Origin of the sequence: Pseudactinotalea terrae (assembly GCF_009733845.1) — a bacterium.
GTDB classification, from domain to species: domain Bacteria; phylum Actinomycetota; class Actinomycetes; order Actinomycetales; family Beutenbergiaceae; genus Pseudactinotalea; species Pseudactinotalea terrae.
In genome coordinates, this window is record NZ_WNXZ01000006.1 from 145,707 (window position 1) to 167,751 (window position 22,045).

Below are 22,045 nucleotides of genomic sequence, written 5' to 3' on the forward strand. Positions count from 1 at the left end.
CGCCGTAGGCTCGGGACATGACTTCCGGGCCCGACCTGCCGACCGCGTTCGCCGCGATCGTCGACGACTTCCAGGCTCTTACCGAGCCGGACCGCCTGCAGCTGCTGCTCGAGTTCGCGGAGGGGCTGCCGGACCTGCCGGAGAAGTACGCCGAGCACCCGGACCTTCTCGAGCCCGTGCCCGAGTGCCAGTCCCCGGTGTTCCTCACCGTCGAGGTCGGTGAGGAGGGATCCGCCGACGGCGGAGCCCCGCTCGGTCCTGACGCTCCCGTCCGGGTGGTGCTCACCGCGCCACGCGAGTCTCCGACGACCCGTGGGTTCGCGGGGATCCTGGCCGAGGGCCTGGCCGGGCTGTCGGCCGCCGAGGTACTCGCGATCCCCGACGACGTCTCTCACCGTCTCGGCCTCGACCGCGCCGTGAGCCCGCTGCGGCTCCGCGGCATGGCGGGCATGCTGGGGCGGATCAAGCGCCAGGTGCGCGAGCGCGTCGCAGCCTGATCGGCACCTGACCGAGGCTCGACCTCCTACCGTGCTGGGATGACCGACACGCAGGAGCAACCTGAGCAGCCGCTGGTGACATGGGTCGAGGCAAGCCCTTTCGTGGGTGTCGCACTCGTCGGCCTGGTGGCGGCACTGGTGCCGTTCAACAGCGTGAACGTGCTGCTGGGGCTTCTCGCAGCGCTCTCGGTGCTCGCCATCGTCGCGGCGGCGATCACCATCCGCACCGCTGCCCGCCATAGCTGGACCGCCCTCCTCGCTCCTGCGCTGCTGCTGGTGGTGATCGCGGTGGCGCGCCAGTACGCCCAGGTCGAAGGCGTTGGCGCGGGGCTCAGTCCCTTGATCGCGCTGCCCATTGTCTGGGTCGCGATGACAGGGACGCGGAAACAGCTGATCACTTTCGCTGCGGGGAGTGCGGCGGTGTTCTGGGTTCCGGCGGCGACGTCGAGCACGGGGTCCTCCGCCGTCTCGGAATGGCGGCTAGGTGCCCTATGGCTCGTCATCGGTGTGGTCGTCGCACCGGTCGTGCAGGACCTGATGACGAAGCTGCACGCCGAGAGCGCGTCGCTCCGCGAGGCGCACGCCATGCTCGCGAGCGTGGGTCGGAACGCGCGACTGTCAAGCATCATCGTGGCGGATCCCGAGGGTCGGGTCGAGTCGTTCTCGAGCGGCGCCGAGGAGATGCTGGGGTACCGGGAGGTAGCCGTGCTCGGTCAACCGGCCGAGATGTTCCATGACGCCGCCGAGCTCGCGGCCATCGGTCGGGAGCTGGGCCTCCCGAGCGGCGCGTCGGTCCTGCACGCCCTGGCCAGGCAGGAGTCGAGCAACCGGCGCTGGACCTATGTGCGTGCCGACGGCGGTCGCCGCCAGGTCCTGCTGGCGCTGACCGAGCGGCGTGACGAGAGCGGGAACCCGATGGGTTTCATCGGGGTCGCGATCGACGTGACTGAGGCCGCGCGTGCTGAGCACGAGCTCGGGCGGGAGAAGGACCGGCTCTCCAAGCTGGCAGACCATGACCCGCTCACTGGGCTCCCCAACCGGCGCAAGTTCGAGCTCGAGCTGCGACGGCATCTGCAGCGGATCGATCACGACAAGCCGCGCGGTGGCTTGCTCCTGCTCGACCTGGACCGTTTCAAGGATGTCAACGACACCCTTGGCCACGAGGCCGGTGATGCCTTGCTCGTCGAGGTCGCTCAGGCGCTTCGCGCCGCCGTGAGGGCAGACGACGTCGTCGGGCGCCTCGGCGGTGACGAGTTCGCGGTTCTCGTGGTCGACGGCGGCCCCGAGATCCTCGAACGCATTGCGGCCGACCTCGTCGCAGGTGTAGCGGATTGTGCGGTGGGGCACCCCGACATTCGTCGGAACGTCCGGGCGAGCGTGGGTGCCGTCACGATCGAGGCCGCCCTGGAGCATGAGCTCGACATCCTCGTGCTCGCGGATCTTGCCATGTATGACGCGAAGGACGCCGGTCGCAACCAGTACGTCCTCATGCGGGACCCGGGATCAGCACCGCAGCGGTACGAGGCCCGGCTCGCGTGGCGCTCACGCATCGAGACCGCGCTCGCCGAGGATCGGCTCGAGCTGCTCGTGCAGCCGATCCTCGACCTCCACGACGACGTGGTCCGCAGCGGGGAGGCGCTCGTCCGGCTGCGCCAGGACGGCGAGCTGATCTCGCCGGCGGCGTTCATCCCGGTCGCCGAGCGCATGGGCCTGATGCCCCAGATCGACACCTGGGTGATCGAGCACGCGATCGCTCTCGCCGCCCAGCTGCGGCAGCACCGCCCCGACATGCAGCTGCACGTCAACGTCTCGGCACGCTCGCTGGACGCGCCCGGCCTGGAGACACTGATCGACGAGGCGCTCACAGCGCACGAGCTGCCGCCCTCGGCGATCGTGCTGGAGCTGACCGAGACAGCCGCCGTGGCGGACCTACCTGCTGCGCGTGCGTTCACGACTCGTATCCGCGAGCTCGGGTGCGGTGTCGCACTCGACGACTTCGGCGTCGGCTACGGGTCGTACACCTACCTCAAGGAGCTGTCGCTGGATGCCATCAAGATCGATGGCTCGTTCGTGCGGGAAGCGGTGAGCTCGCCCACGGACCGCGCGATCATCGGGTCGATCGCCGCTCTCGGCCACGAGCTCGACAAGCGTGTCACCGCCGAGTACGTGCACGACGAGCAGACGTTGGCGCTGATGCGCGAGCACCAGATCGACCAGGCGCAGGGCTACGTCGTCGGTGAGCCGGTGGCACCGGCGGTGTTCACCCGGAGGTTCCTCTCGGTCGTCGACGGGACCTGACAGTCAGCGGTCGCTGTACTACGGTCGGAGGCAGGCCCGCGGGGAGCCAGGGGATGGGGGGTGCCGATGCGACTCGGTCGTCTCGTCGGTGTGCTGATCCTCGGCACCTCGTTGCTGGGTGCGGGGCTGGTGGCGTGGGCGATCGCCATGGGCTCCGCCGACCCCCTCGTCGGCGACCGGCGCGAGGGCTGGTTCTTCGGGCTCTGGCGTGTCCTCTACACCACGGAGGCGCCGGCACCCCGGGTCCTGGTGGCTGCCGTCGGCCTCGGGCTGCTCATGGCGGCAGGCGTGGCGTTCCTCGAGCACCGCGTCAGCACCCGGGCGCGCCGGAGCCTCGACGCCGAGCGGAACCCGCTGGCCCCGCGCATCGTCCTGGCCGAGACGCGGGGCGTCTTCCACGGCGCGGTCTCCGTGACTGTGCTGATCCCCGCGCACAACGAGGAAGCCTGCATCGCCGAGACGATCGCCTCGCTGAAACGCCAGTCCGTGGCTCCGAAGCGGATCGTCGTGGTCGCGGACAACTGCACCGACCGGACGACCGCGATCGCCGCCGAGGCCGGCGTCGAGGTGATCGAGAGCATCGAGAACGCCCACAAGAAGGCTGGTGCGCTGAACCAGGCGTTGGCAGCGGTGCTTCCGGGCCAGGGCGAGAACGACGTCGTCATGGTGATGGACGCCGACACCACTCTCGATCAGGGGTTCGTCGCGGAAGCGGTCCGACGCTTCACCGACGACCGTGCGCTCATGGCCGTCGGCGGCTTGTTCTACGGTGAGGACGGACAGGGTCTGCTCGGCCAGTTCCAGCGCAACGAGTACACGCGCTACGCGCGACAGATCAAGCGCCGCCGCGGCCGGGTCTACGTGCTCACGGGAACCGCCTCGATGTTCCGTCCGCGAGCGTTGCGCAGCGTCGCCTCCGAGCGCGGCCGCGCGCTGCCCGGTGTGGCTGGCGACGTCTACGACACCGTCGTGCTGACCGAGGACAACGAGCTGACCCTGGCGATCAAGTCGCTGGGCGGCCTGATGATCTCGCCGCCGGCCTGCACGGTCGTCACCGAGGTGATGCCGTCGTGGCGCGCGCTATGGGCGCAGCGCATTCGTTGGCAACGCGGCGCGGTGGAGAACCTCGGCGAGTACGGACTTCGCCCGCAGGTGGTGCGGTACTGGGCCCAGCAGCTCGGGATCGGGTACGGGGTCATCGCGTTCGCCGCGTATGTGGCGATGCTGGTGGTGATGGCGCTGGCACTGGACGCCTTCATCGTGTTCCCGTTCTGGGTGGGCGTCGGCGCGGTGTTCGCCGTCGAGCGCGTCGTGACGGTCTGGAAGGGCGGTTGGCCCGCACGCCTCGTCGCCGCGCTGGTGCTGCCCGAGCTGGTCTATGCCTTGTTCCTCAACGCCGCGTTCGTCAAGGGCGTCATGGACATCACGCTCGGTCGGCGCGCGGGCTGGGCACACGTGACCAGCGGCGGTCCAGGTACCAAGGTGAGGTTGGCCGAATGAGTTCGACACAGATGCCCATGGCCGCGGACGGGCGCGGGCTGCTGCTCTCCGAGAGCGTCATCGCGAGCCCGTGGTTCGGGGTGCTCGCGGCGTTCGTGGCGTTGAACACGATCATGTACGTTGCGCTCGCGGTGGCTCAGATTTTTCCGAAGGTGTATCCCTCGGACTGGTTCGGGAGCCGCAGCCGGCGGCAAGAGACCCGCAGCATCTACCCGGACGGCCCGGTCGGGTGACGGCGGCCGAGCGCGCTGATACTCGCGACTGCGGAACCTGTCGGTGAGCTCGCCCGTTGGTACAGACACAGACGATGGAGGCAATGAGTGATGCAGTGCCCGACCGATGGCGCGACACTGGTGATGAGCGAGCGCAGCGGAATCGAGATCGACTACTGCCCGCAGTGCCGGGGCGTGTGGCTGGACCGTGGTGAGCTCGACAAGATCATCGAGCGCTCGTTGCAGCAGCCCGCGTACGGCACCCCCACGCCGGTGCAGGACCAGCCCGTGCAGGGTCACCGGACCCTGCCACCCCAACCCGAGCACGGTCGCGATCCTCGCGCCGGCTACGCCCCCGATCGGCGGTACCAGGCGTACTCCGCGCCCTCGGCGCCCTCGCCCGAGGACGCGTGGCGCCGCGGCGGCCACGGTGACGACCGGCGTCCACGACGCCGTCGCGAGAGCTGGCTGAGCGACCTGTTCGACTGAGCAGAGCCGCTGACGCGACCGAGCTCCCGCCGTCGAACCCGTGTGGCCGAACCCACGGTGTGAGCGAGCACGCGCGGCATTAGGCTCACAGACGTGACTGCACACTATGACGTCGTCGTCCTCGGCGCGGGCCCTGGTGGCTACGTCGCCGCCATCCGCGCGGCCCAGCTCGGCAAGTCCGTGGCGGTGGTCGAGAAGAAGTACTGGGGCGGTGTCTGCCTCAACGTCGGGTGCATCCCGTCCAAGGCGCTGCTCAAGAACGCCGAGCTCGCTCACACGCTGACCCACGACAAGAAGAAGTACGGCATCGAGGGCGACGCCACGATGGCGTACGGCCCCACGCACGCACGCTCCCGTCAGGTGAGCGCCGGCATCGTCAAGGGCGTCCACTTCTTGATGAAGAAGAACAAGATCACCGAGATCGACGGCTGGGGCACGCTGACCGGCGCGACCTCGATGGACGTCGCAGCCGATGACGGCTCGACCTCCCAGGTCACCTTCGACAGCCTGATCCTCGCCACCGGCTCCGTGACCCGGATGCTGCCGGGCGTCGAGGTGAGCAAGAACGTCGTCACCTACGAGGAGCAGATCCTCGACCCCGATCTTCCCGGCTCGATCATCATCGCTGGCTCGGGCGCCATCGGCGTGGAGTTCGCGTACGTGATGGCGAACTTCGGCGTGGACGTCACGATCGTCGAGTTCCTCGACCGGATGGTGCCGACCGAGGACGTCGACGTCTCCAAGGAGCTCGCCAAGCACTACAAGAAGCTCGGCGTGAAGGTCCTCACGGGCACCAAGGTCGAGACGGTCGAGGACACCGGCTCGGGCGTCAAGGTGACCGTCTCCGCGGGCGACCAGCAGCAGGTGCTGGAGGCCGACAGGCTGCTGTCCGCGATCGGGTTCGCGCCGCGCGTGGAGGGCTTCGGCCTCGAGGCCGCGGGCGTCGAGCTGACCGAGCGTGGCGCGATCGCGATCGACGACTACATGCGGACCAACGTCGAGAACATCTACGCGATCGGCGACGTCACCGCCAAGATGATGCTCGCGCACGTCGCCGAGGCGCAGGGAATCGTGGCCGCCGAGACGATCGCCGGCGCCGAGACGATGGCGATCGACTATCGCTTCATCCCGCGCGCCACCTACTGCCACCCGCAGATCGCGTCGATGGGGCTGACCGAGCAGCAGGCCAAGGACGCCGGCCACGAGATCAAGGTCGCCAGCTTCCCGTTCAGCGCGAACGGCAAGGCGCAGGGACTGGGCGACGCGGTCGGTTTCGTCAAGATCGTCGCGGACGCCAAGTACAAGGAGATCCTCGGCGCCCACCTGATCGGCCCGGACGTCACCGAGCTGCTGCCCGCGATCAACGTGGCTCAGACCTGGGACCTCACCGCCGATGAGGTGTCCCGCGTGGTGTTCGCCCACCCGACGCTGGGCGAAGCGATCAAGGAAGCCTTCCACGGCATCTCGGGGCACATGATCAACTTCTGATCGTCGCGACCAGCGCTCGACGGCGGCCGGATCGAACCAGGTCAGAGGCCCGGGTGTGCCGCATTCGGGCTCACCTGCGGTCGCGCCAGCCCCCACGCCGACTGCGAGCCGCCCTCCCGCAGCCTTCGCGCCGAGCAGGGGGTTCTGACCGCATCAGGGCGTGTAACCGGGCAGAACGACCTGCTGGGCGGCGGCAACCGGGCAGAACCACCTGCTGGCGCGCGCCCCGCACAGGTGACGCGCCGCTGCTCGACGGCTCCGGCGCCGCCGCATCACCGATCACGTGTCGTCCGCACCGGACGGGCGCCTCGGGCGGGCAGTCGTGCCGGTCAGTGGCGCGTGCGGGAGGTCTCGTCCTCGGTGACGCCGAGCTCGCCCAGCAGATCACGCCGGAGCTCATGGAGTGGGTGACGCACCAGGTGGGCGGCGGCGATGCGTCCCTCGGCGAGGACGAGGACCTGGTCGGCCAGGCGGATCGCCTCGTCGATGTCGTGGGTGACCAGGAACATGGTGCGGCGATGGCGGGCGTGGAGCCGGCGCACGAGCTGGTGCATCGAGATCCGGGTCAGGGCGTCCAGGCCGGAGAAGGGCTCGTCCAGCAGCAGCACATCCGGCTCTCGCACCAGCGCACGGGCGAGCGCCACCCGTTGGGCCTGGCCCCCGGACAGCGCCAGCGGCCAGTCGTCGGCCCGGTCGGCCAGGCCGACCTCATCGAGCATCGCCACCGCGGCGGTGCGCGGACCGTGGTCGGTGCGCGGGGCGCCCGCACCCTCCAGGGCGAGGGCGACGTTGCGCCATACCGGCATCCAGGGCAGCAGCCGCGGTTCCTGGAAGGCCACGGCGACCGAACCGACCGCGAGGTGATGGCTGGCGTCTGGGCGGTCAAGTCCAGCGAGGATCCGGACCAGCGTGGACTTGCCCGAGCCGCTACGCCCGAGGAGTGCGACGATCTGCCCGAGCTCCACGTCGAGGTCCAGCCCGTCCAGCACCAGGCGCTGCCCGTACCTCTTGCTCAACCCGCGCACCTGCACCCCACCTTCGCACTGGCGAGTGGTCCTCGAGAGGCTCATGGCAACTCCCGGACGTCCACGACCGCCTCGCTGACGTCCGTGGTCGACGTGATCAGGCCCTGCTCGGCGTAGAACTCGGCGACGTCCTGCAGCTGCTCGGTGAAGTCCTCATCGGCCGGGACGATCCGCGGTGGGGTCTTGGCCGCGATCGCCTGGGCCACCTCCGGCGCGGCGCCGTCCTCGCGGTAGGCCTCGGCCAGCAGCTCCGGGTGGGCGATGACGGACTCGGCCTGCTCGGTCAGGGCGTCGTAGGCGGCCCGGACCAGCTCCGGGTGGTTGGTGAGGAAGTCCCGCGTGACCACATGCACGGTGGGGTTGGTGGCCCCGACGTCGGCGGCCATGGCCACGAGCGTGGCCCCGTCGATGTCCTGGGCGGCCACCAGGTACTGGTCCCACGTCGCCCAGGCGTCCACCTGGCCACCGGCGAACGCGGTGGCGGCCTCCGGCGGGGCCAGGTGGACAGGCTCGACGTCCTCGATGTCCATGCCGGCCCGGGCCAGCGCCGTGCGCAGGAGATAATCACCGGTGCCGCCCTCGTTGATCGCGACCGTGCGTCCGGAGAGGTCGCCCACCGAGGTGATGCCGGTCGCGGGGGCGGCGACGATTCCCTGCGTGTCGTTGTCGTTGACCTCCACGGCGAAGACGACCAGGTCCGGGTTGCCCTGCAATGCGGAGATGAGGGAGGTCGAACTTCCCGTCGTCATGTCGATCTGGTCAGCGGCCATGGCCTCGGCGGCCGGGGCGAAGGCGGGAAAAGAGGCGGCGATGTGCAGGGTGCCGCCGCCCTCGGTCACTGCCTCCTCCAGGTGACCGCTGGCAGTGGCCAGGGTGAGGGTGTTCTGGGTGTTGAGCGGGCCGGCCCGCAGCTCGGCGACGCCGGTGGCATCGTCGGGGGTTGCGCAGGCGACGAGAGTCAGCACCGCGGTGGCGAGCAGGGCCGCAGGCCGAAGCAGGGCGGGCATGGTCACATCCTTCGGGTGGCAGCGGGGAGGGCCGGGGCTCTCCAGCGCAGCAGGCGGGTCTCGACCAGCCGCACCAGGGTGTCGGTGAGGAGGCCGAGGGCGGCGTAGACGGCGACGCAGATGAGCATGATGTCGGTGCGGACGTAGGTGCGGGCGGTGGTCAGCAGATGGCCGACCCCGGCTGAGGGGTTGACGGTCTCGGCCACGATCACCGCGATCCAGGCCAGGCCGAGGGCGTAGCGCAGGCCCACGAGCACCGGTGCCAGGGCCCCGGGCAGCAGCACCAGGACCGCGCGCTGCCGGGCGCTGAGCCGGTAGACGGTGGCGACCTCCACGAGCTTGGGATCCACCGCGCGCACCCCGCTGAAGGTGTTGAGGTACACCGGCACCACGGTCGCGATGACGATCAGCGCGATCTTGGGTGCCTCTCCCAGCCCGAACCACAAGATCAGCAGCGGGGTCAGGGCCGTGAAGGGGATGGTGCGCAGCATCTGCACCGGGCGGTCGACCAGGTCCTCCCCCACACGCCACAGCCCGGCCACCAGCCCCAGCAGCAACCCCAGAACGATGCCGACCGCGGAGCCGGCCAGCACCCGCGCCAGGCTGATCGCCAGCGCGCCGGGCAGGCTGCCGTCGACGACCATCGCCGCAGCGCTGCGCAGCAGCGTGATAGGTCCGGGCAGCACCGCCGGCGGGAGGAGCTCCAGGGCGGCGACGAGCTGCCACAGAACGATGACGGCGAGGGTGCTCGCCCAGCGTCGCACGGCGGACTCAGACGGGCCAGGTCTCCTTCCGATAGGCGGCATCCCAGAACATCCACTCGTACCGGACGGCGCGGGCGAACGCCGCGTGCATCCGCTCCACGGTCCGTTGGTCGGCGTGCCGGGCCAGGCGATCGACGATGTCACGGGCCGCGCGGGCGGTGGCCGCGAAGCCGGGGGCGCCGTAGGTGGCGATCCAGTCACCGTAGGGATGGCCGGCCAGGTCGCCCACACGGTCCTTCAGGCGGGTGCCGACGTCGTCATAGACCCAGAAGCACGGCAGGACTCCGGCCGCCAGCTCGGGGTAGGACCCCGAGGTGCTCAGCCCCAGCAGGTAGGAGGTGTAGGCGGTGCAGGTCGGGGACTTCTCGATGGCGGCCAGATCCCCGACGTGGGCGGCGTGCAGCTCGCGCTCCACCCGCACGGTGCGCTGCGCGCTGCCCAGCCAGAACGTCAGCTCCTCGGCGTCGATGGCGTGGTGGGCGCAGGCGGCCAGCGCCCGCCCGTAGTCGGCGAGGTAGTGGGCGTCCTGGGCCATGTAGTAGGCGAACGTCTCCCGTGGCAGGGAGCCGTCGGCCAGGGCCGTCAGGAAGGACAGGTCCTCGATGCGCCACCGGACCGGGGCGGCGCGCTGCCAGGCCACGGCGGTGAACATGCCGGTGTCGTCGGGGTCGCGGATCGTCTCGGGGATGGTGGTGTGCGGACTGGTCATCGGTCTCTGTTCTTCCCGTCGGTCTCGTCTTTCCAGATGTCGTGGCAGTGGTGCACGGGGCCGAATCCGCAGCCGATGTGGAGCGCGTCGGCGGCCCGCAAGGTGCCGGTGAGCCAGGTCTTGGCCTGACGGGTGGCCTCCAGGAGGGAGCCGGTGCGCGGGGCCAGTGCGGTGATCGCGGAGGACAGGGCGCAGCCGGTGCCGTGGGTGTTCACCGTGGGCACCCGCGGGGCGGTCAGGAGCTGCTCTCCCGCGTCGTCCAGCCACAGGTCGGTGGCGAGTGCGTCGCCACCGAGGTGGCCACCCTTGACCAGCACCCGCGCCGCGCCCATCTCCCGCAGCGCGGCGGCCTGGGCTCGCATGGTGTCGAGGTCGTCGGCGGGGTCCGTGTCGAGCAGGACGGCGGCCTCGGGGATGTTCGGGGTGATCAGTGAGACGCGCGGCAGGAGCTGGCGCATCGCCCCGACGGCGTCCTCGGCCAGCAGCCGGGAACCGGAGGTGGACACCATGACCGGGTCGAGGACCACGACCGGCGTCGCGTCGGGGCGCTCGTCGAGGAAGGCGAGGACGGCCTCGATGGTGGCCGCGGAGGCGAGCATCCCGATCTTGGCGGCGTCGACCGCCACGTCGTCGACGAGGGTGTCGAGCTGGGCGCGGACGAAGTGCGCGGGGACGACGTGCACGCCGGTGACACCCCGGGTGGACTGGGCGGTCAGCGAGGTGAGCACCGCGGTGCCGTAGGCAGCCAGGGCGGAGAACGTCTTCAGGTCGCCCTGGATGCCGGCCCCACCCGAGGGGTCCGAGCCGGCGATCGTCAGCACGACCGGCGGGCGGGAACTCACTGCTGACCGTCCCAGGCGGCACGCAGGCTCGCGGCCGCCACGGCTGAATCCTCTGCGGCGCACACCGCGGACACGACCGCCACCCCGGCGACCCCAGTCTGGCGCAGCGCACCGGCACGCTCCGTGGTGACACCACCGATGGCGACGACCGGCCACGCGCTCGCGGCGGCCACCGCGGCGGCGCCGTCCGGACCGATCGGAGCGCCGTGGTCAGGCTTGGTGCCCGTCGGCCACACCGGACCGGCGCCGAGGTAGTCCAGAACGCCGTCGCCGAGCCCTCGGGCGGCGCTGACCTGCTCGATCGTGCTGACCGACAGACCCACGATGGCGTCCTGCCCGAGCAGCTGCCGGGCCTGGCTGGGGGGCATGTCGCGCTGACCGACGTGGACGCCGTCCGCGCCGATGGCCTCGACGAGGTGGATCCGGTCATCGACGATCAGCGGCACCCCGGTCCCCACCAGCATCTCGCGCACCGCCAGACCGAGGGCGACGAAGTCGGCGTCAGTGGCCCCGGGATCCCGCAGCTGCACCATGGTGGCCCCGCCCGCGACCGCGGCCGCCACCGTCGCGGGCACCCCCCGCTGCCCGCACAATCCGGTATCGGTGACGACGTACAAGCTGAGGTCCACCGCCCGGCGGGTCACCAGAGCACCACCTTCTCGGTCAGCTCCTGCGAGTCGAGGGTGGCGAGGGAGTCCAGCAGCGCGACGGCGAAGCTCCCCGGGCCGGCGGCACGCTCGGCCGCAACCTCGGCGGCCACGGTGTACGTCGCAGTCGCTGTGGTCGCGGCCAGCAGCGGGTCGTCGGCGGTAGCGGCGAAGGCGGCCATGAGGGCACCCAACGCGCATCCGCCCCCTGTGACCTTCGTCAGCCATCGATGGCCGTTGGCCACGCGCACCAGTCGGGTGCCGTCGGTGATGTGGTCGACCTCCCCGGAGACCGCGACGACGGTGCCGTGCTCCCGCGCCAGCGTCCGGGCAGCGTCCAGCGCGTCCTCGGCGGCATCGACGCTTTCCGGACCACGTCCGCCGCTGCCCCCACCGGCCAGAGCGAGAATCTCCGAGGGGTTGCCGCGGATGAGCCTCGGGGCGGCGTGCTCGAGCAGGCCCTGGGCGACCCGGGTGCGCCAGGCGAGCCCGCCCACTCCGACCGGGTCGAGCACCCACGGGGTGCCGGCCGCCGCAGCGGCGCCGACCGCGCCTTCCATCGCAGCCACCGTCGCCTCCTGAGGCGTGCCGAGGTTGACCAGGACCGCGTCGGCGACAGCAGCGAACGGCCCGGCTTCCTCCAGGTTGTCCACCATCGACGGGCTCGAGCCCGCGGCGAGCAGGACGTTGGCCGTCCACTGAGCCACGACGACGTTGGTCAGGCACTGCACCAGCGGGCCTCGACCCCGTATCGCGGTCAAAGCCTCGCCCACAGCGGCGGCGTCGAGTGGAACAGCAGGGACAGAAGAAGGTGCCGGCATGGGCGACGTTCCCTTCGCTAGTACGAACTAGATCAGGTTCAACGGGTGTGATCTCAGCCGTACAGCACGGCACCCCGCGTCAGTTCCGAGCCTAACAGTCGGGCCGTTCCCAGCACCGTGCCCTCGGCTCAGACAACCGGCCGAGGCCCCGATTCGGGATCCTGGCGCGCTGTCACCGGTGGCCGGCCCCGTTGCGGCGTTCTTCCTCGTCGCGGCCCTCGCAGCACCTCCTCCGTCTGCTGGGTCAGCACCATCTTCATGAACGCGTGGGCGATGCACTCGTCGGCGCCGCGCTCGGGCTGCGCGTGGCTCGACCTTGCTTCGTGAAGCTCAGCGGTTCGGATGAGCGGACGGCGACACATGACCGCGTCGTGCCGCTGAGACCCAGCTCGTGGATGCCGATGAGACAGACTCAGTTCCGTTCTGTGGCCCGGGCGCGTGATGTCCGACCCGCCGCCTACCCTGTGGGGCGTGGCAACGTTGAGTGCGGCCCTGGCTGCGACGGCTCGCTGAGCAGGACGTCGCGTGGGGCGATGCTGCGCGCCACCAACGGGCCGGTGGCGGTCGCGATCCTCGGCTCACACCTGGCCGGGGGAGACCCGGCGAGTGGCGGCCCCGGTACTGTTCGACGCCGTCGAGGCGGACCTGGAGGAGCTGCGCGGACACGGGTTCGCGCTGCCCCAGACCGCCGTGCAGTACTGCCGGGACTGGCTGGATGCCGGCTACCTGGTGCGTCGACCGGGACAGGCACGCGAGGAGAGCTACGAGCTCAGCGAGGGCGCGCTGGTGGCGGTCCGGTTCGTCGAGCAGCTCGACGCCCCTCGGCCTGCGGTCACCGAGTCGCCCCGGCTCGTTGAGCGCGGACGAGGATCGTGAGGATGCCGAGGCGCGGTTCGCGGTGCTGGCGCGGGTGGTGCGGCGGCTGGGATCCTCCGAGGCCGCCGACCGCAGCTGGCAGGTGCAGTGCCTCGACACCCGCCGGCACGTGAGGTTCATCGGGCGGGAGGTCGATCTCGCGGGCACCGTGATGGATGTCTACGACTCCGGCGAGGGCCGGTCCGGCGGGCAGAAGCAGAAGCTCGTGGTGTTCTGCCTGGCGGCGGCGCTGAGGTACCAGCTGACCAAGGACTCCGAGGCGGTGCCGAGCTACGGTTCGGTCGTCATGGACGAGGCCTTCGACAAGGCCGATGCAGCCTTCACCCGGATGGCGCTGGACATCTTCCGCGAGTTCGGGTTTCACATGATCCTCGCGACGCCACTGAAGCTGCTGCAGACCCTGGAGGACTACGTCGGAGGCATCGGGCTCGTGACGTGCCACGACTCCCAGGCCTCACGCGTGGCGCCGGTGGCGTTCGACGACCTGCCCGGTTCGGCCATGGGCAGCGCCGACCATCGGTCCGAGGACCAGCCGCACAGCGGTGACCAGCAGACGCTGGCGCTCGAGCTCGATCTGTCGTGACCACGATGGTGACGGTCGAGGAGGCCCGGGCCGCCGCCGTCCGGGTGTACGAACGACGGCACGCGACGTGGGCTACCGAGGGCCCTGGTGCCGGGCCGTTGCTCGACCTGCCGCTGCACCCGCCCACCGAGACCACCGCGCTCGCCGCTTCGCAGGCGGTAGCGGCGTGGATCGCGCGCTGGCGCGAGACGGAGGCTGCGTTCGGCCCTGGGCGGCTCGAGTGGGCCCCGCGGCGCTGGGCGAGCATGGGGACGCAGGTCGTACCGGCCCGGCTGTGGCTGCACGAACCGGCCGAGGTGGCGCGGTTCGGGCGTCGGTTGGAGGCCTGGCGCCTGGCGAGCCGGCGGGCCGCCGCCCTGCTGGCGGCACTGCCCGAGTCGCCCGAGGTCGTGGTGACCGTGCAGCGGAAGCTGAGCAACGCCGTCGGGCTCGACGAGGACGATGCCGAGCGGCTGCTCGGCGTGCTGACCTGGCTCCAGCAGTTTCCCGACTCGGGGCTTTTCGTGCGGCAGCTGCCGGTCCGGGGCGTGCACACGAAGTGGATCGAGCGGCACCGGTCGCTGGTCAGCTCGCTGATCGGCGCTGCGACGGGCCATCCCGACCTGGGGCTGGCGACCCGGCCCGAGCTGCTGCGGCTGCGACTGCTCGATGGCACGAGGCTCGCTGGAGTCGCGGATCTTGCAGCCCCCTTGGCCGATGTGAGCAGGCTGGAGATTCGGCCGGCGAGGGTCGTGGTCGTGGAGAACCTCGAGAGCATGCTGGCGCTGCCGCCGCTCCCGGCCACGGTGGCGCTGCACGGTCAGGGCTATCTCGCGCGGGTGCTCGGCCGGCTGCCGTGGGTCCGTGCCGCCGACGTCGTCTACTGGGGTGACCTGGACACCGATGGGTTCAACATCCTCAGCATCGCTCGAGACAAGGTGCCGCAGACCCGGTCGGTGCTGATGGACAGAGCCACGCTGACGGCGCATCTCGACCTCTGCGTCCCCGACCCGCAGCCGCGCCGCTCGTTCGTGGGCGCACTCACGGAGTCCGAGCTCGATGCTGTCGCTGCGCTGCGAGAGGCAGGCGACGTGCGGCTCGAGCAGGAGCGGATCCCGTGGGAGTCGGCGGTCGCCAGCGTGCGGGCCGCCCTGGGCTGAGAGGCGCGTTCGCGACGGGCCGCCTCCGTGCTCTCGGCCGAACCGCTGCCGCGAGTAGCCTCTGGACCATGGTGCACGCGAAACCAGTAGCCACGGAGCGGATACGGCGAATGCCGCTCGCGAGCTTCTACCCGCACTACGTGACCAAGGTGGAGCGCAAGGGGCGCACCCAGGCTGAGGTCGACCAGGTGATCTCCTGGCTGACCGGCTACGACGACGACGGTCTGCGTACCGTGCTCGAGACCGAGGTCGATCTCGAGACCTTCTTCGGGCAGGCGCCCGCCTTCAACCCGGCGGCGTCACTGATCACCGGAACGATCTGCGGGTACAAGGTCCAGGAGATCGAGGATCCGCTCATGCAGAAGATCCGCTACATGGACAAGCTCGTGGACGAGGTCGCCCAGGGCAAGGCCATGGAGAAGATCCTGCGGAATGCGTAGCAGCCGCCACTCCGCCGGCCGACGCCAGCATGGTTGAGGCGGACCGAGCCCGGGTCGATCGTCAGACCGTGGGTCGCCGCGAGGGCGACGACGGACTCAGGACCGAGGGCAGCGCTGGTCGACATCGCCCCAGACTTCCAGGGGAATCTGCCTGACGTGGTCCGTGGAACCGGCAAGACTGTTGCCCATCCGTCTGACGAAGGCACGATCATGACCACGTTCACCGCCTGGAAGTTCGGTACCCCGGAAGGCGCCGAGACCGCAGCGACCACGCTCAAGCAGGCCTGGAGCGAGAAGCTCGTCAAGGTCGAGGACTACGCGGTCGTCGAGTGGGCGCTGGGGGCCGACCAGCCCAAGGTGAAGTACGAGACGCGTGACGACTGGCGGGCCGCCGGGTGGGGTGCGTTGATCGGCACCATCCTGGGCTCGCTGTTCTTCCTGCCGATGGTCGGCGCCGCTGCGGGCGCGGCGATCAACGTGCTGCGCAAGAAGGTCGAGGGGATCGGCATCACCTCCGATCAGCTCGACGAGATCGGCAAGGAGGTGGTCCCCGGGACCTCCGCCCTGTTCGTCGTCTCCTCCGACAGCGACCTCGACCGTCTCGCCGAGCGGTTCCGTGGCCAGAGCGGCCGCCTCATCTCGACCAATCTGGTCGAGGGTGAGCTCGAGGACATCAAGCAGGCGTTCGAGAGGTGATCGTGCGGCGGCACTCAGATACCGCCGTCGAACCCACCGCCGTCGAAACCACCGCCGTCGAAACCGCCGCCGTCGAATCCGCCCGGGTCGAACCCACCGGCTGCTTCGGCCCCGCCGTCGCCGCCTGACTCGCCGCCACCTGACTCGCCTCCGCCACCTGACTCGCCTCCGCCGGCGCCGCCCGACTCCCCATCGGTGGGGGCCTCGGCGGTGGGGTCGGCGAACGCCGCACCGAACATGGACTGCGCGACCGCGGATGCGATGACCACGCCTGCGACGGTCCCGAGCAGGCTGCCGCCGAACGCCGCACCGACCCCGCCCATCCCCGCGCCACCGCGGCCGCCGAAGGTGCGCTCCAGCGTGCCCGGCTCACGCACCTCCGCGCGCGTGGCGCTGCGGGCGAGATCGGTCGGCGAGTCCGTCGCCGGTCGGTCGGCCTCCGGCACGGCGGCGCCGAGCTCGGACCGCACCTGCTGGCGCTGCTCCGGGGACAGCTTGGCGAAGGCCTCGGCGTGCGCCTGCTCGACCTGGTCCGGCGGCGCCGTGCGGAGCAGATAGCGGTACCGGTCCACGGCTCGCTCGTCAGGTGTCATCGGTGTCACCTGTCGTGGCGTCCCCCCGGGCGCGTAGGACTCGTCGCGTCCAAACAACTTGGCCAGGAATCCCATGATCGTGCTCCTGTTCTGTCGATGGCGTCGCTGCACCTGCACCTGGTCCAACGACGCGGACCAGCGTGTGGTTCCGGCTCGGTCTCGACCCAGACGACCTCGTGGTGGCCTCAGATCTCCCACTCGATCGAGGTGGTGCGGCCCGGGTCGCGGGCCATGCCCGCGGCCAAGGTGCCGCCGGACACCGGATCGATGAGCACGAAGGCGCCGCCGCTGCGGGAGAGGCGATAGTCCTCCAGCGGGAGCGGCCGGGCCAGACGCAGCGACACGCGGCCGATGTCGTTGAGGTCGAACGCGCTGGCGGCATGCAGCTTCAGCTCGTCGAGGTCGAGGCGCCCGTGCAGCTCGGTGACGATCGCCTGCACCGTGGCCGAGCCATGCTTGAGCAGCACCCGCTGACCGCCGCGCAACGGAACACCGGCCAGCCAGCACAACATCGCCTCGGCCTCGTGCACCGGGGTCGGGGCGTCGACGGCGGCGGCGATGACATCGCCGCGCGTCACGTCGATGTCGTCGGTCAGGCGCACCGTCACCGAGCGGCCCGTCGTGGCCTCGGCGAGCTCGCCTCCCGGGGTGTCGACCGCGGCGATCCGGGTCCGCACGCCCGAGGGCAGCACGACGACCTCGTCGCCGGGCCGGACCACGCCGGCGTCCACGCGACCCGCGTAGCCGCGGTACTCGCGGTACTGCGGCTCGACGGCAGCCGACTGCGGTCGGATCACGCTCTGCACGCCGAAGCGCAGCGCCTCGTCGAGCACGGCCTCGGCGGGCGGCAGCTGCTCGAGCAGCTCCAGCAGCGCGGGGCCGTCGTACCAGGGGGTGCGCGCGGAGCGCTCGACGACGTTGTCCCCGGCCAGCGCCGACGTCGGGACCGTGATCGCTCGCTCGATCCCCAGCGCCGCTGCCAGCTCGGCCACCTGGTCGACCACGCGGAGGTACGTCGCCTCGTCGAAGTCCACCAGATCGATCTTGTTGACCGCGACCACCACGTGCGGCACCCGCAGCAGCGAGGCGACCGCGAGGTGCCGCCGGGTCTGGTCCAGCACACCCTTGCGGACGTCGACCAGCACGAGGATCGCATCAGCCGTGCTGGCGCCGGTGACGGTGTTGCGCGTGTACTGCACGTGGCCGGGGCAGTCCGCCAGGATGAACGCTCGCGAGCCGGTGCTGAAGTACCGGTAGGCGACGTCGATCGTGATGCCCTGCTCACGCTCGGACCGCAGCCCGTCGGTGAGGAGGGCGAGATCAGCGCCGTCGAGACCGCGCTCGGCCGAGAGCCGCTCGAGTGCGTCGAGCTGGTCGGCGAGGACGTTCTTGCTGTCGTGCAGCAGTCGCCCCACGAGGGTGGACTTGCCGTCGTCGACCGAGCCCGCTGTCGCGAGGCGGAGCAGCGAGGTGATGCGCGTGGTGGGCTCGGCCACCGCTGTGGACAGGATCGCGGTCATCAGAAGTACCCCTCCTTCTTCCGGTCTTCCATGGCGGCCTCGCTGATGCGGTCATCGGCGCGGGTGGCGCCACGCTCGGTCACGGTGGTCGAGGCGACCTCGACGATCACGTCGGCGGTGGTCGTCGCGTCCGAGAGCACCGCCCCGGTGCACGAGGCATCGCCCACGGTGCGGTAGCGCACCTGGCGGGTGACCACCTCCTCGCCCGCGCGGGGCTGCGAGTGCGGCGTGACCGCGAGCCACATGCCGTCGCGTGCGAACACCTCGCGCTCGTGCGCGTAGTAGAGCGGCGGGAGCTCGATGCCTTCGCGCTCGACGTAGCGCCACACGTCCAGCTCGGTCCAGTTGCTGAGCGGGAACACACGCACATGCTCGCCGGGGCGATGACGCGGGTTGTAGATGCTCCACAGCTCGGGCCGCTGGTTGCGCGGGTCCCAGGCGCCGAACGCATCCCGCAGGCTGACGACCCGTTCCTTGGCGCGAGCCTTCTCCTCGTCGCGGCGGGCTCCCCCGAACACGGCGTCGAACCTGTTCGCGCTGATCGCGTCCAGCAGCGGCTGGGTCTGCAGCGGGTTGCGGGTGCCGTCGGCACGCTCAGCCAGCCGGCCGTCGTCGATGTAGTCCTGCACCGAGGCGATCACGAGGCGTACGCCGAGACGTTCGACCGTGCGGTCGCGGAACGCCAGCACCTCCTCGAAGTTGTGTCCGGTGTCCACGTGCATCACCGGGAACGGCACCGTGCCCGGCCAGAACGCCTTGGCAGCGAGGTGCAGCATCACCACCGAGTCCTTGCCGCCCGAGAACAGGATCACGGGTCGTTCGAGCTCACCGACGACCTCACGGATGATGTGGATCGCCTCGCTCTCGAGATGGTCCAGCTGGTCGAAGGTGCTCCTGCCCTCGTGGGCAGCGGTCTCGAGCCCGGTGGTCGCGATGGTGCTCACCGTGCTTTCTGGTCGCGCACCGACGCTCGCTTCGGTCCTCGCTCCGCTCCGGTCCTCACTCACTGGTGCCCTCACAGGTGGATCCCGCACTCGGTCTTGCCCAGCCCGGCCCAACGGCCCGCCCGGGGGTCCTCGCCCTCGGCCACCGGCCGCGTGCACGGCTTGCACCCGATCGACGGGTAGCCGTCGGCGAGCAGCGGGTTGACCGGGACCTGGTGGCTCTCGGCGTGGTCGAGGAGCTCGTCGAAGCTCCACGGCGCGACCGGGTTGATCTTCACCATGCGGTGGCGCTCGTCCCACTCGACGAGCGCGGCATCGGCACGCAGCACGTTGTCCTCGCGGCGCAGCCCCGTCACCCAGGCCTCGTAGCCCTCGAGCGAGCCATCGAGCGGCTCGACCTTGCGCATCTGGCAGCAGCTGCCGGGGTCACGCGCGAACAGGTCCTTCCCGTACAAGGAGTCCTGCTCGGCGACCGTGCGCTCCGGCACCACGTCGACGATGTTCACGTTGCGCACGGCCTGCAGCGCGGCCCTGGTGCCGAGGGTCTCGGCGAAGTGGTAGCCGGTGTCGAGGAACAGCACGTCGACGCCGGGCAGCGCCGTGGCGGCCAGGTCCACCACCACGGTGTCGCCGGCCATCGAGCAGGCGACGGCGAGCTTGTCGCCGAAGTGCTCCGCCGCCCAGGCGAGCACCTCGGCAGCGGCCTCGGAGCCGCCGCCGGCGAACCGGGCGGCTCCCTCGGCGGCGATCGCGCGCAGCTCGTCCTCGCTGCGCCTGGTCCGTGCGCTGGTCACGCTCGTGGGGTGGGTCATCGCAGCGCCTCGTCCTCGGCTCGGTGTGCCCAGACGGCGAAGGTCTCGTCGTCCTCCCGGTCGGCCAGGAACCGCCGGGTCACGCGTTCCACGTAGTCGGGGAGCTCGTCGGCGGCCACCTTGAGCCCACGAACGGTGCGTCCGAGGCCGGCGTCGTCGCGGTCCTGTGTGGCGAGCCCGCCGCCGAGGTGCACCTGGTAGCCGAACTCGCTGCCGCCGAGGAGCTGGCCCTTGAGGCCGATGTCCGCGGTCTGGATCCGGGCGCACGAGTTCTGGCAGCCGTTGATGTTGAGGGCGATCGGGTGCGGCAGGTCGATGCCCGCGAGCCGCTTCTCGAGCTCGGCGATAGCCCGTGCCGCGGTCTCCTTGGTCTCGACGAACGCCAGCTTGCAGTACTCGATGCCGGTGCACGCGATCGTGGAGCGGCGGAACGGGCTGGGCCGGGCGGAGAGCCCGATCGCGTCGAGCTGCTCGATCACGTCCTCGACGTCGTCCGGTGCGACGTCGAGGACGAGCAGCTTCTGGTGCGGTGTCAGCCGGACACGCCTCGAACCCGCCGCCTCGACGATCTCGGCGACCTGGGAGAGGATGCCGCCGTCGACCCGGCCCACGACCGGTGCGACGCCGATGTAGCGCAGCCCGTCCTTCTGCTCGTGGACGCCGACGTGGTCACCCGGTGCCGACGGCGTCGCGGGAGCCGGCCCGTCGGGCAGGGGCGCGCTGAGGTACTCGGACTCGAGGACCTGGCGGAACTTCTCGGCACCCCACTCAGCGAGCAGGAACTTCAGCCGGGCCTTCGTGCGCTGGCGCCGATAGCCGTAGTCGCGGAAGATCTTCACCACACCGAGCCACACCTCAGCCGCCCGCTCGGCGGGCACGAAGGTGCCGAGCCGCTCAGCCAGTCGCGGCGCCGTCGACAGCCCGCCGCCGACCCACAGGTCGTACCCGGGGCCGAGCTCGGGGTGCACCACACCCACGAGGGAGACGTCGTTGATCTCGTGGACGACGTCGAGGCTCGGGTGCCCGGTGATCGCCGACTTGAACTTGCGGGGCAGGTTGGAGAGCTCGGGGTCGCCGATGTAACGGTTGGTGATCTCCTCGATCACCGGCGTCGGGTCGATGATCTCGTCGATCGCGATCCCGGCGACCGGGGATCCCAGGATCACGCGGGTGCAGTCGCCGCAGGCCTCGGTGGTGTGCAGCCCGACCGCGTCGAGGCGCCGCCAGATCTCCGGCACGTCCTCGATCCGGATCCAGTGCAGCTGCACGTTCTGGCGGTCGGAGATGTCGGCGCTGCCGCGCGCGAACTCGGTCGAGATGCGGCCGATCACCCGCAGCTGCTCGGTGGTGAGCGCCCCGCCGTCGATGCGAACCCGCATCATGAAGTAGCGGTCGGAGAGGGCGTCGGCCTCGAGCTTGGAGGTGCGCGAGCCGTCGATGCCCTGCTTGCGCTGCGTGTACAGGCCCATCCAGCGGAACCGGCCGTGGAGGTCGTCGGCGGGGATCGAGTCGAAGCCCTCGTGGGCGTAGACGTCGATGATCCGCTGCCGCACGTTGAGCGGGTTGTCGGCGGCCTTGAACTCCTCGTTGTGGTTGAGGGGCTCGGTGCCGTCGACCAGCCACTGCCCGTTCGAGCGGTTCGTGGCGGGCCCCGACACCCGGGCGCGGGGTGTCGATGACGCGCTGGTCTCGTCGGTCTGCGCGTGGGACGTGGTGGCGGGCATGGCTCCACGATGACCGAGCGGAGCTGGCCGTGGGCGAGTCGGTTCGAAGGGTCCACCATGTGGGCGGGGCGGGCTGCGACATGACGCGATGGCCTGCGCAAGCCGTGGGCGCGGTGCCAAGATCGTCTCAGCGTCGTCGTCGAGCAAGCCCGTGGAGGTGAGATGCTCACCGAAGGTGACGAGTTCGTGGCCGTGCGCATCACGCCTCGCGAGCGGCAGGTGCTCGGCCTGTACGCCGCCGGCGACACCGCTGATCACGTGGCGCGGCAGCTGGGCATCTCCCGTGAGACGGTGCTCGACCACATCCGCCGGATCCGGGTTAAGTACGCCCGGATCCAACGGCCCGCTCACACCAAGATCGACCTCTACCGCCGTGCGGTCGAGGACGGCGTGCTGCCCGCGCCCTGACCGCCGCCGGC

Annotated in this window: 24 protein-coding genes and 1 riboswitch; of the genes, 12 read left to right on the forward strand and 12 right to left on the reverse strand. The window is 70.7% G+C overall.

Going from position 1 to position 22,045, the window contains the following annotated elements; translation table 11 throughout:
* Positions 1 to 17: 17 nt before the first annotated feature.
* The 6 genes from GPA03_RS17675 (at position 18) to lpdA (ending at position 6,484) form a co-directional block, all read left to right on the forward strand.
* On the forward strand, positions 18 to 497 hold the full coding sequence (locus GPA03_RS17675) for a SufE family protein (RefSeq protein ID WP_156253377.1): 480 nt from the start codon (positions 18 to 20) through the stop codon (positions 495 to 497).
* Positions 498 to 536: 39 nt separating this feature from the next.
* The gene (locus GPA03_RS17680) at positions 537 to 2,795 is read left to right on the forward strand and encodes a putative bifunctional diguanylate cyclase/phosphodiesterase (RefSeq protein WP_156253378.1); all 2,259 of its coding nucleotides are present in this window, start codon (positions 537 to 539) and stop codon (positions 2,793 to 2,795) included.
* A gap of 66 nt (positions 2,796 to 2,861) precedes the next feature.
* Positions 2,862 to 4,295, forward strand: a complete 1,434-nt coding sequence (locus tag GPA03_RS17685) for a glycosyltransferase family 2 protein (protein WP_156253379.1) — start codon at positions 2,862 to 2,864, stop codon at positions 4,293 to 4,295.
* Complete coding sequence (locus tag GPA03_RS17690; RefSeq protein ID WP_241681367.1) at positions 4,292 to 4,528, forward strand: hypothetical protein; 237 nt, start codon at positions 4,292 to 4,294, stop codon at positions 4,526 to 4,528. The genes GPA03_RS17685 and GPA03_RS17690 overlap by 4 nt, the downstream gene beginning before the upstream one ends.
* Before the next feature lie 90 nt (positions 4,529 to 4,618).
* Entirely contained in the window at positions 4,619 to 4,996 is a 378-nt protein-coding gene (locus GPA03_RS17695; RefSeq protein ID WP_156253565.1) for a TFIIB-type zinc ribbon-containing protein, read from the forward strand.
* A 93-nt stretch (positions 4,997 to 5,089) separates the two neighbouring features.
* The gene (lpdA, locus tag GPA03_RS17700; RefSeq protein WP_156253380.1) at positions 5,090 to 6,484 is read left to right on the forward strand and encodes a dihydrolipoyl dehydrogenase; all 1,395 of its coding nucleotides are present in this window, start codon (positions 5,090 to 5,092) and stop codon (positions 6,482 to 6,484) included.
* A gap of 329 nt (positions 6,485 to 6,813) precedes the next feature.
* Here lpdA and GPA03_RS17705 read toward each other — a convergent pair whose 3' ends face one another.
* From GPA03_RS17705 to thiM, 7 genes are all read right to left on the reverse strand, one after another.
* Positions 6,814 to 7,509 carry an ABC transporter ATP-binding protein gene (locus tag GPA03_RS17705; protein WP_241681368.1) on the reverse strand — a complete coding sequence of 232 codons (696 nt, stop codon included), beginning with the start codon at positions 7,507 to 7,509 and terminating at the stop codon, positions 6,814 to 6,816.
* A gap of 41 nt (positions 7,510 to 7,550) precedes the next feature.
* Positions 7,551 to 8,516 (reverse strand): NrtA/SsuA/CpmA family ABC transporter substrate-binding protein, encoded by a 966-nt coding sequence (locus GPA03_RS17710; protein WP_156253382.1) that lies wholly within the window; start codon positions 8,514 to 8,516, stop codon positions 7,551 to 7,553.
* A 2-nt stretch (positions 8,517 to 8,518) separates the two neighbouring features.
* Positions 8,519 to 9,280: an ABC transporter permease gene (locus GPA03_RS17715; RefSeq protein ID WP_206673624.1), complete on the reverse strand. Its 762-nt coding sequence runs from the start codon at positions 9,278 to 9,280 to the stop codon at positions 8,519 to 8,521.
* A 7-nt stretch (positions 9,281 to 9,287) separates the two neighbouring features.
* Positions 9,288 to 9,989 (reverse strand): TenA family protein, encoded by a 702-nt coding sequence (locus tag GPA03_RS17720; RefSeq protein WP_156253384.1) that lies wholly within the window; start codon positions 9,987 to 9,989, stop codon positions 9,288 to 9,290.
* Entirely contained in the window at positions 9,986 to 10,831 is an 846-nt protein-coding gene (gene thiD / locus GPA03_RS17725; protein ID WP_156253385.1) for a bifunctional hydroxymethylpyrimidine kinase/phosphomethylpyrimidine kinase, read from the reverse strand. The genes GPA03_RS17720 and thiD overlap by 4 nt, the downstream gene beginning before the upstream one ends.
* A complete protein-coding gene (thiE, locus tag GPA03_RS17730; RefSeq protein WP_156253386.1) occupies positions 10,828 to 11,475 on the reverse strand; it encodes a thiamine phosphate synthase in 648 nt (215 codons plus the stop codon). The genes thiD and thiE overlap by 4 nt, the downstream gene beginning before the upstream one ends.
* Positions 11,472 to 12,299 carry a hydroxyethylthiazole kinase gene (gene thiM, locus GPA03_RS17735; RefSeq protein ID WP_170296903.1) on the reverse strand — a complete coding sequence of 276 codons (828 nt, stop codon included), beginning with the start codon at positions 12,297 to 12,299 and terminating at the stop codon, positions 11,472 to 11,474. Before thiM ends, thiE begins: the two co-directional genes overlap by 4 nt.
* A riboswitch (TPP riboswitch) is annotated at positions 12,291 to 12,386 on the reverse strand. It overlaps the preceding gene by 9 nt.
* 519 nt (positions 12,387 to 12,905) lie before the next feature.
* Between thiM and GPA03_RS22690 the strand changes: the two genes are divergently transcribed.
* The 5 genes from GPA03_RS22690 to GPA03_RS17760 all read left to right on the forward strand — a co-directional run bounded on the left by GPA03_RS22690 (position 12,906) and on the right by GPA03_RS17760 (position 16,033).
* A complete protein-coding gene (locus tag GPA03_RS22690; protein WP_162458418.1) occupies positions 12,906 to 13,175 on the forward strand; it encodes a DUF3375 family protein in 270 nt (89 codons plus the stop codon).
* Positions 13,153 to 13,758, forward strand: coding sequence for an SbcC/MukB-like Walker B domain-containing protein (locus tag GPA03_RS17745; protein ID WP_241681369.1), 606 nt, complete (start codon positions 13,153 to 13,155; stop codon positions 13,756 to 13,758). Before GPA03_RS22690 ends, GPA03_RS17745 begins: the two co-directional genes overlap by 23 nt.
* Positions 13,759 to 13,763: 5 nt before the next feature.
* The gene (locus tag GPA03_RS17750; RefSeq protein WP_241681378.1) at positions 13,764 to 14,897 is read left to right on the forward strand and encodes a Wadjet anti-phage system protein JetD domain-containing protein; all 1,134 of its coding nucleotides are present in this window, start codon (positions 13,764 to 13,766) and stop codon (positions 14,895 to 14,897) included.
* A gap of 110 nt (positions 14,898 to 15,007) precedes the next feature.
* Positions 15,008 to 15,337, forward strand: a complete 330-nt coding sequence (locus tag GPA03_RS17755; RefSeq protein ID WP_156253391.1) for a DUF2200 domain-containing protein — start codon at positions 15,008 to 15,010, stop codon at positions 15,335 to 15,337.
* Between the two features lie 210 nt (positions 15,338 to 15,547).
* On the forward strand, positions 15,548 to 16,033 hold the full coding sequence (locus GPA03_RS17760; protein ID WP_156253392.1) for a DUF1269 domain-containing protein: 486 nt from the start codon (positions 15,548 to 15,550) through the stop codon (positions 16,031 to 16,033).
* Positions 16,034 to 16,047: 14 nt separating this feature from the next.
* Here the strand turns inward: GPA03_RS17760 and GPA03_RS17765 are convergent, their stop codons facing one another.
* The 5 genes from GPA03_RS17765 to GPA03_RS17785 all read right to left on the reverse strand — a co-directional run bounded on the left by GPA03_RS17765 (position 16,048) and on the right by GPA03_RS17785 (position 21,626).
* Positions 16,048 to 16,626 (reverse strand): hypothetical protein, encoded by a 579-nt coding sequence (locus GPA03_RS17765; RefSeq protein ID WP_156253393.1) that lies wholly within the window; start codon positions 16,624 to 16,626, stop codon positions 16,048 to 16,050.
* Positions 16,627 to 16,811: 185 nt separating this feature from the next.
* Positions 16,812 to 18,146 carry a sulfate adenylyltransferase subunit 1 gene (locus tag GPA03_RS17770; protein WP_156253394.1) on the reverse strand — a complete coding sequence of 445 codons (1,335 nt, stop codon included), beginning with the start codon at positions 18,144 to 18,146 and terminating at the stop codon, positions 16,812 to 16,814.
* Entirely contained in the window at positions 18,146 to 19,081 is a 936-nt protein-coding gene (gene cysD / locus GPA03_RS17775; protein ID WP_156253566.1) for a sulfate adenylyltransferase subunit CysD, read from the reverse strand. Before cysD ends, GPA03_RS17770 begins: the two co-directional genes overlap by 1 nt.
* Before the next feature lie 80 nt (positions 19,082 to 19,161).
* A complete protein-coding gene (locus GPA03_RS17780) occupies positions 19,162 to 19,902 on the reverse strand; it encodes a phosphoadenylyl-sulfate reductase (protein ID WP_156253395.1) in 741 nt (246 codons plus the stop codon).
* On the reverse strand, positions 19,899 to 21,626 hold the full coding sequence (locus GPA03_RS17785) for a nitrite/sulfite reductase (RefSeq protein ID WP_156253396.1): 1,728 nt from the start codon (positions 21,624 to 21,626) through the stop codon (positions 19,899 to 19,901). The genes GPA03_RS17780 and GPA03_RS17785 overlap by 4 nt, the downstream gene beginning before the upstream one ends.
* A gap of 162 nt (positions 21,627 to 21,788) precedes the next feature.
* On the opposite strand from GPA03_RS17785, the gene GPA03_RS17790 reads away from it, so the two are divergent.
* The gene (locus GPA03_RS17790) at positions 21,789 to 22,034 is read left to right on the forward strand and encodes a response regulator transcription factor (protein ID WP_156253397.1); all 246 of its coding nucleotides are present in this window, start codon (positions 21,789 to 21,791) and stop codon (positions 22,032 to 22,034) included.
* The last annotated feature ends 11 nt before the right edge of the window (positions 22,035 to 22,045 follow it).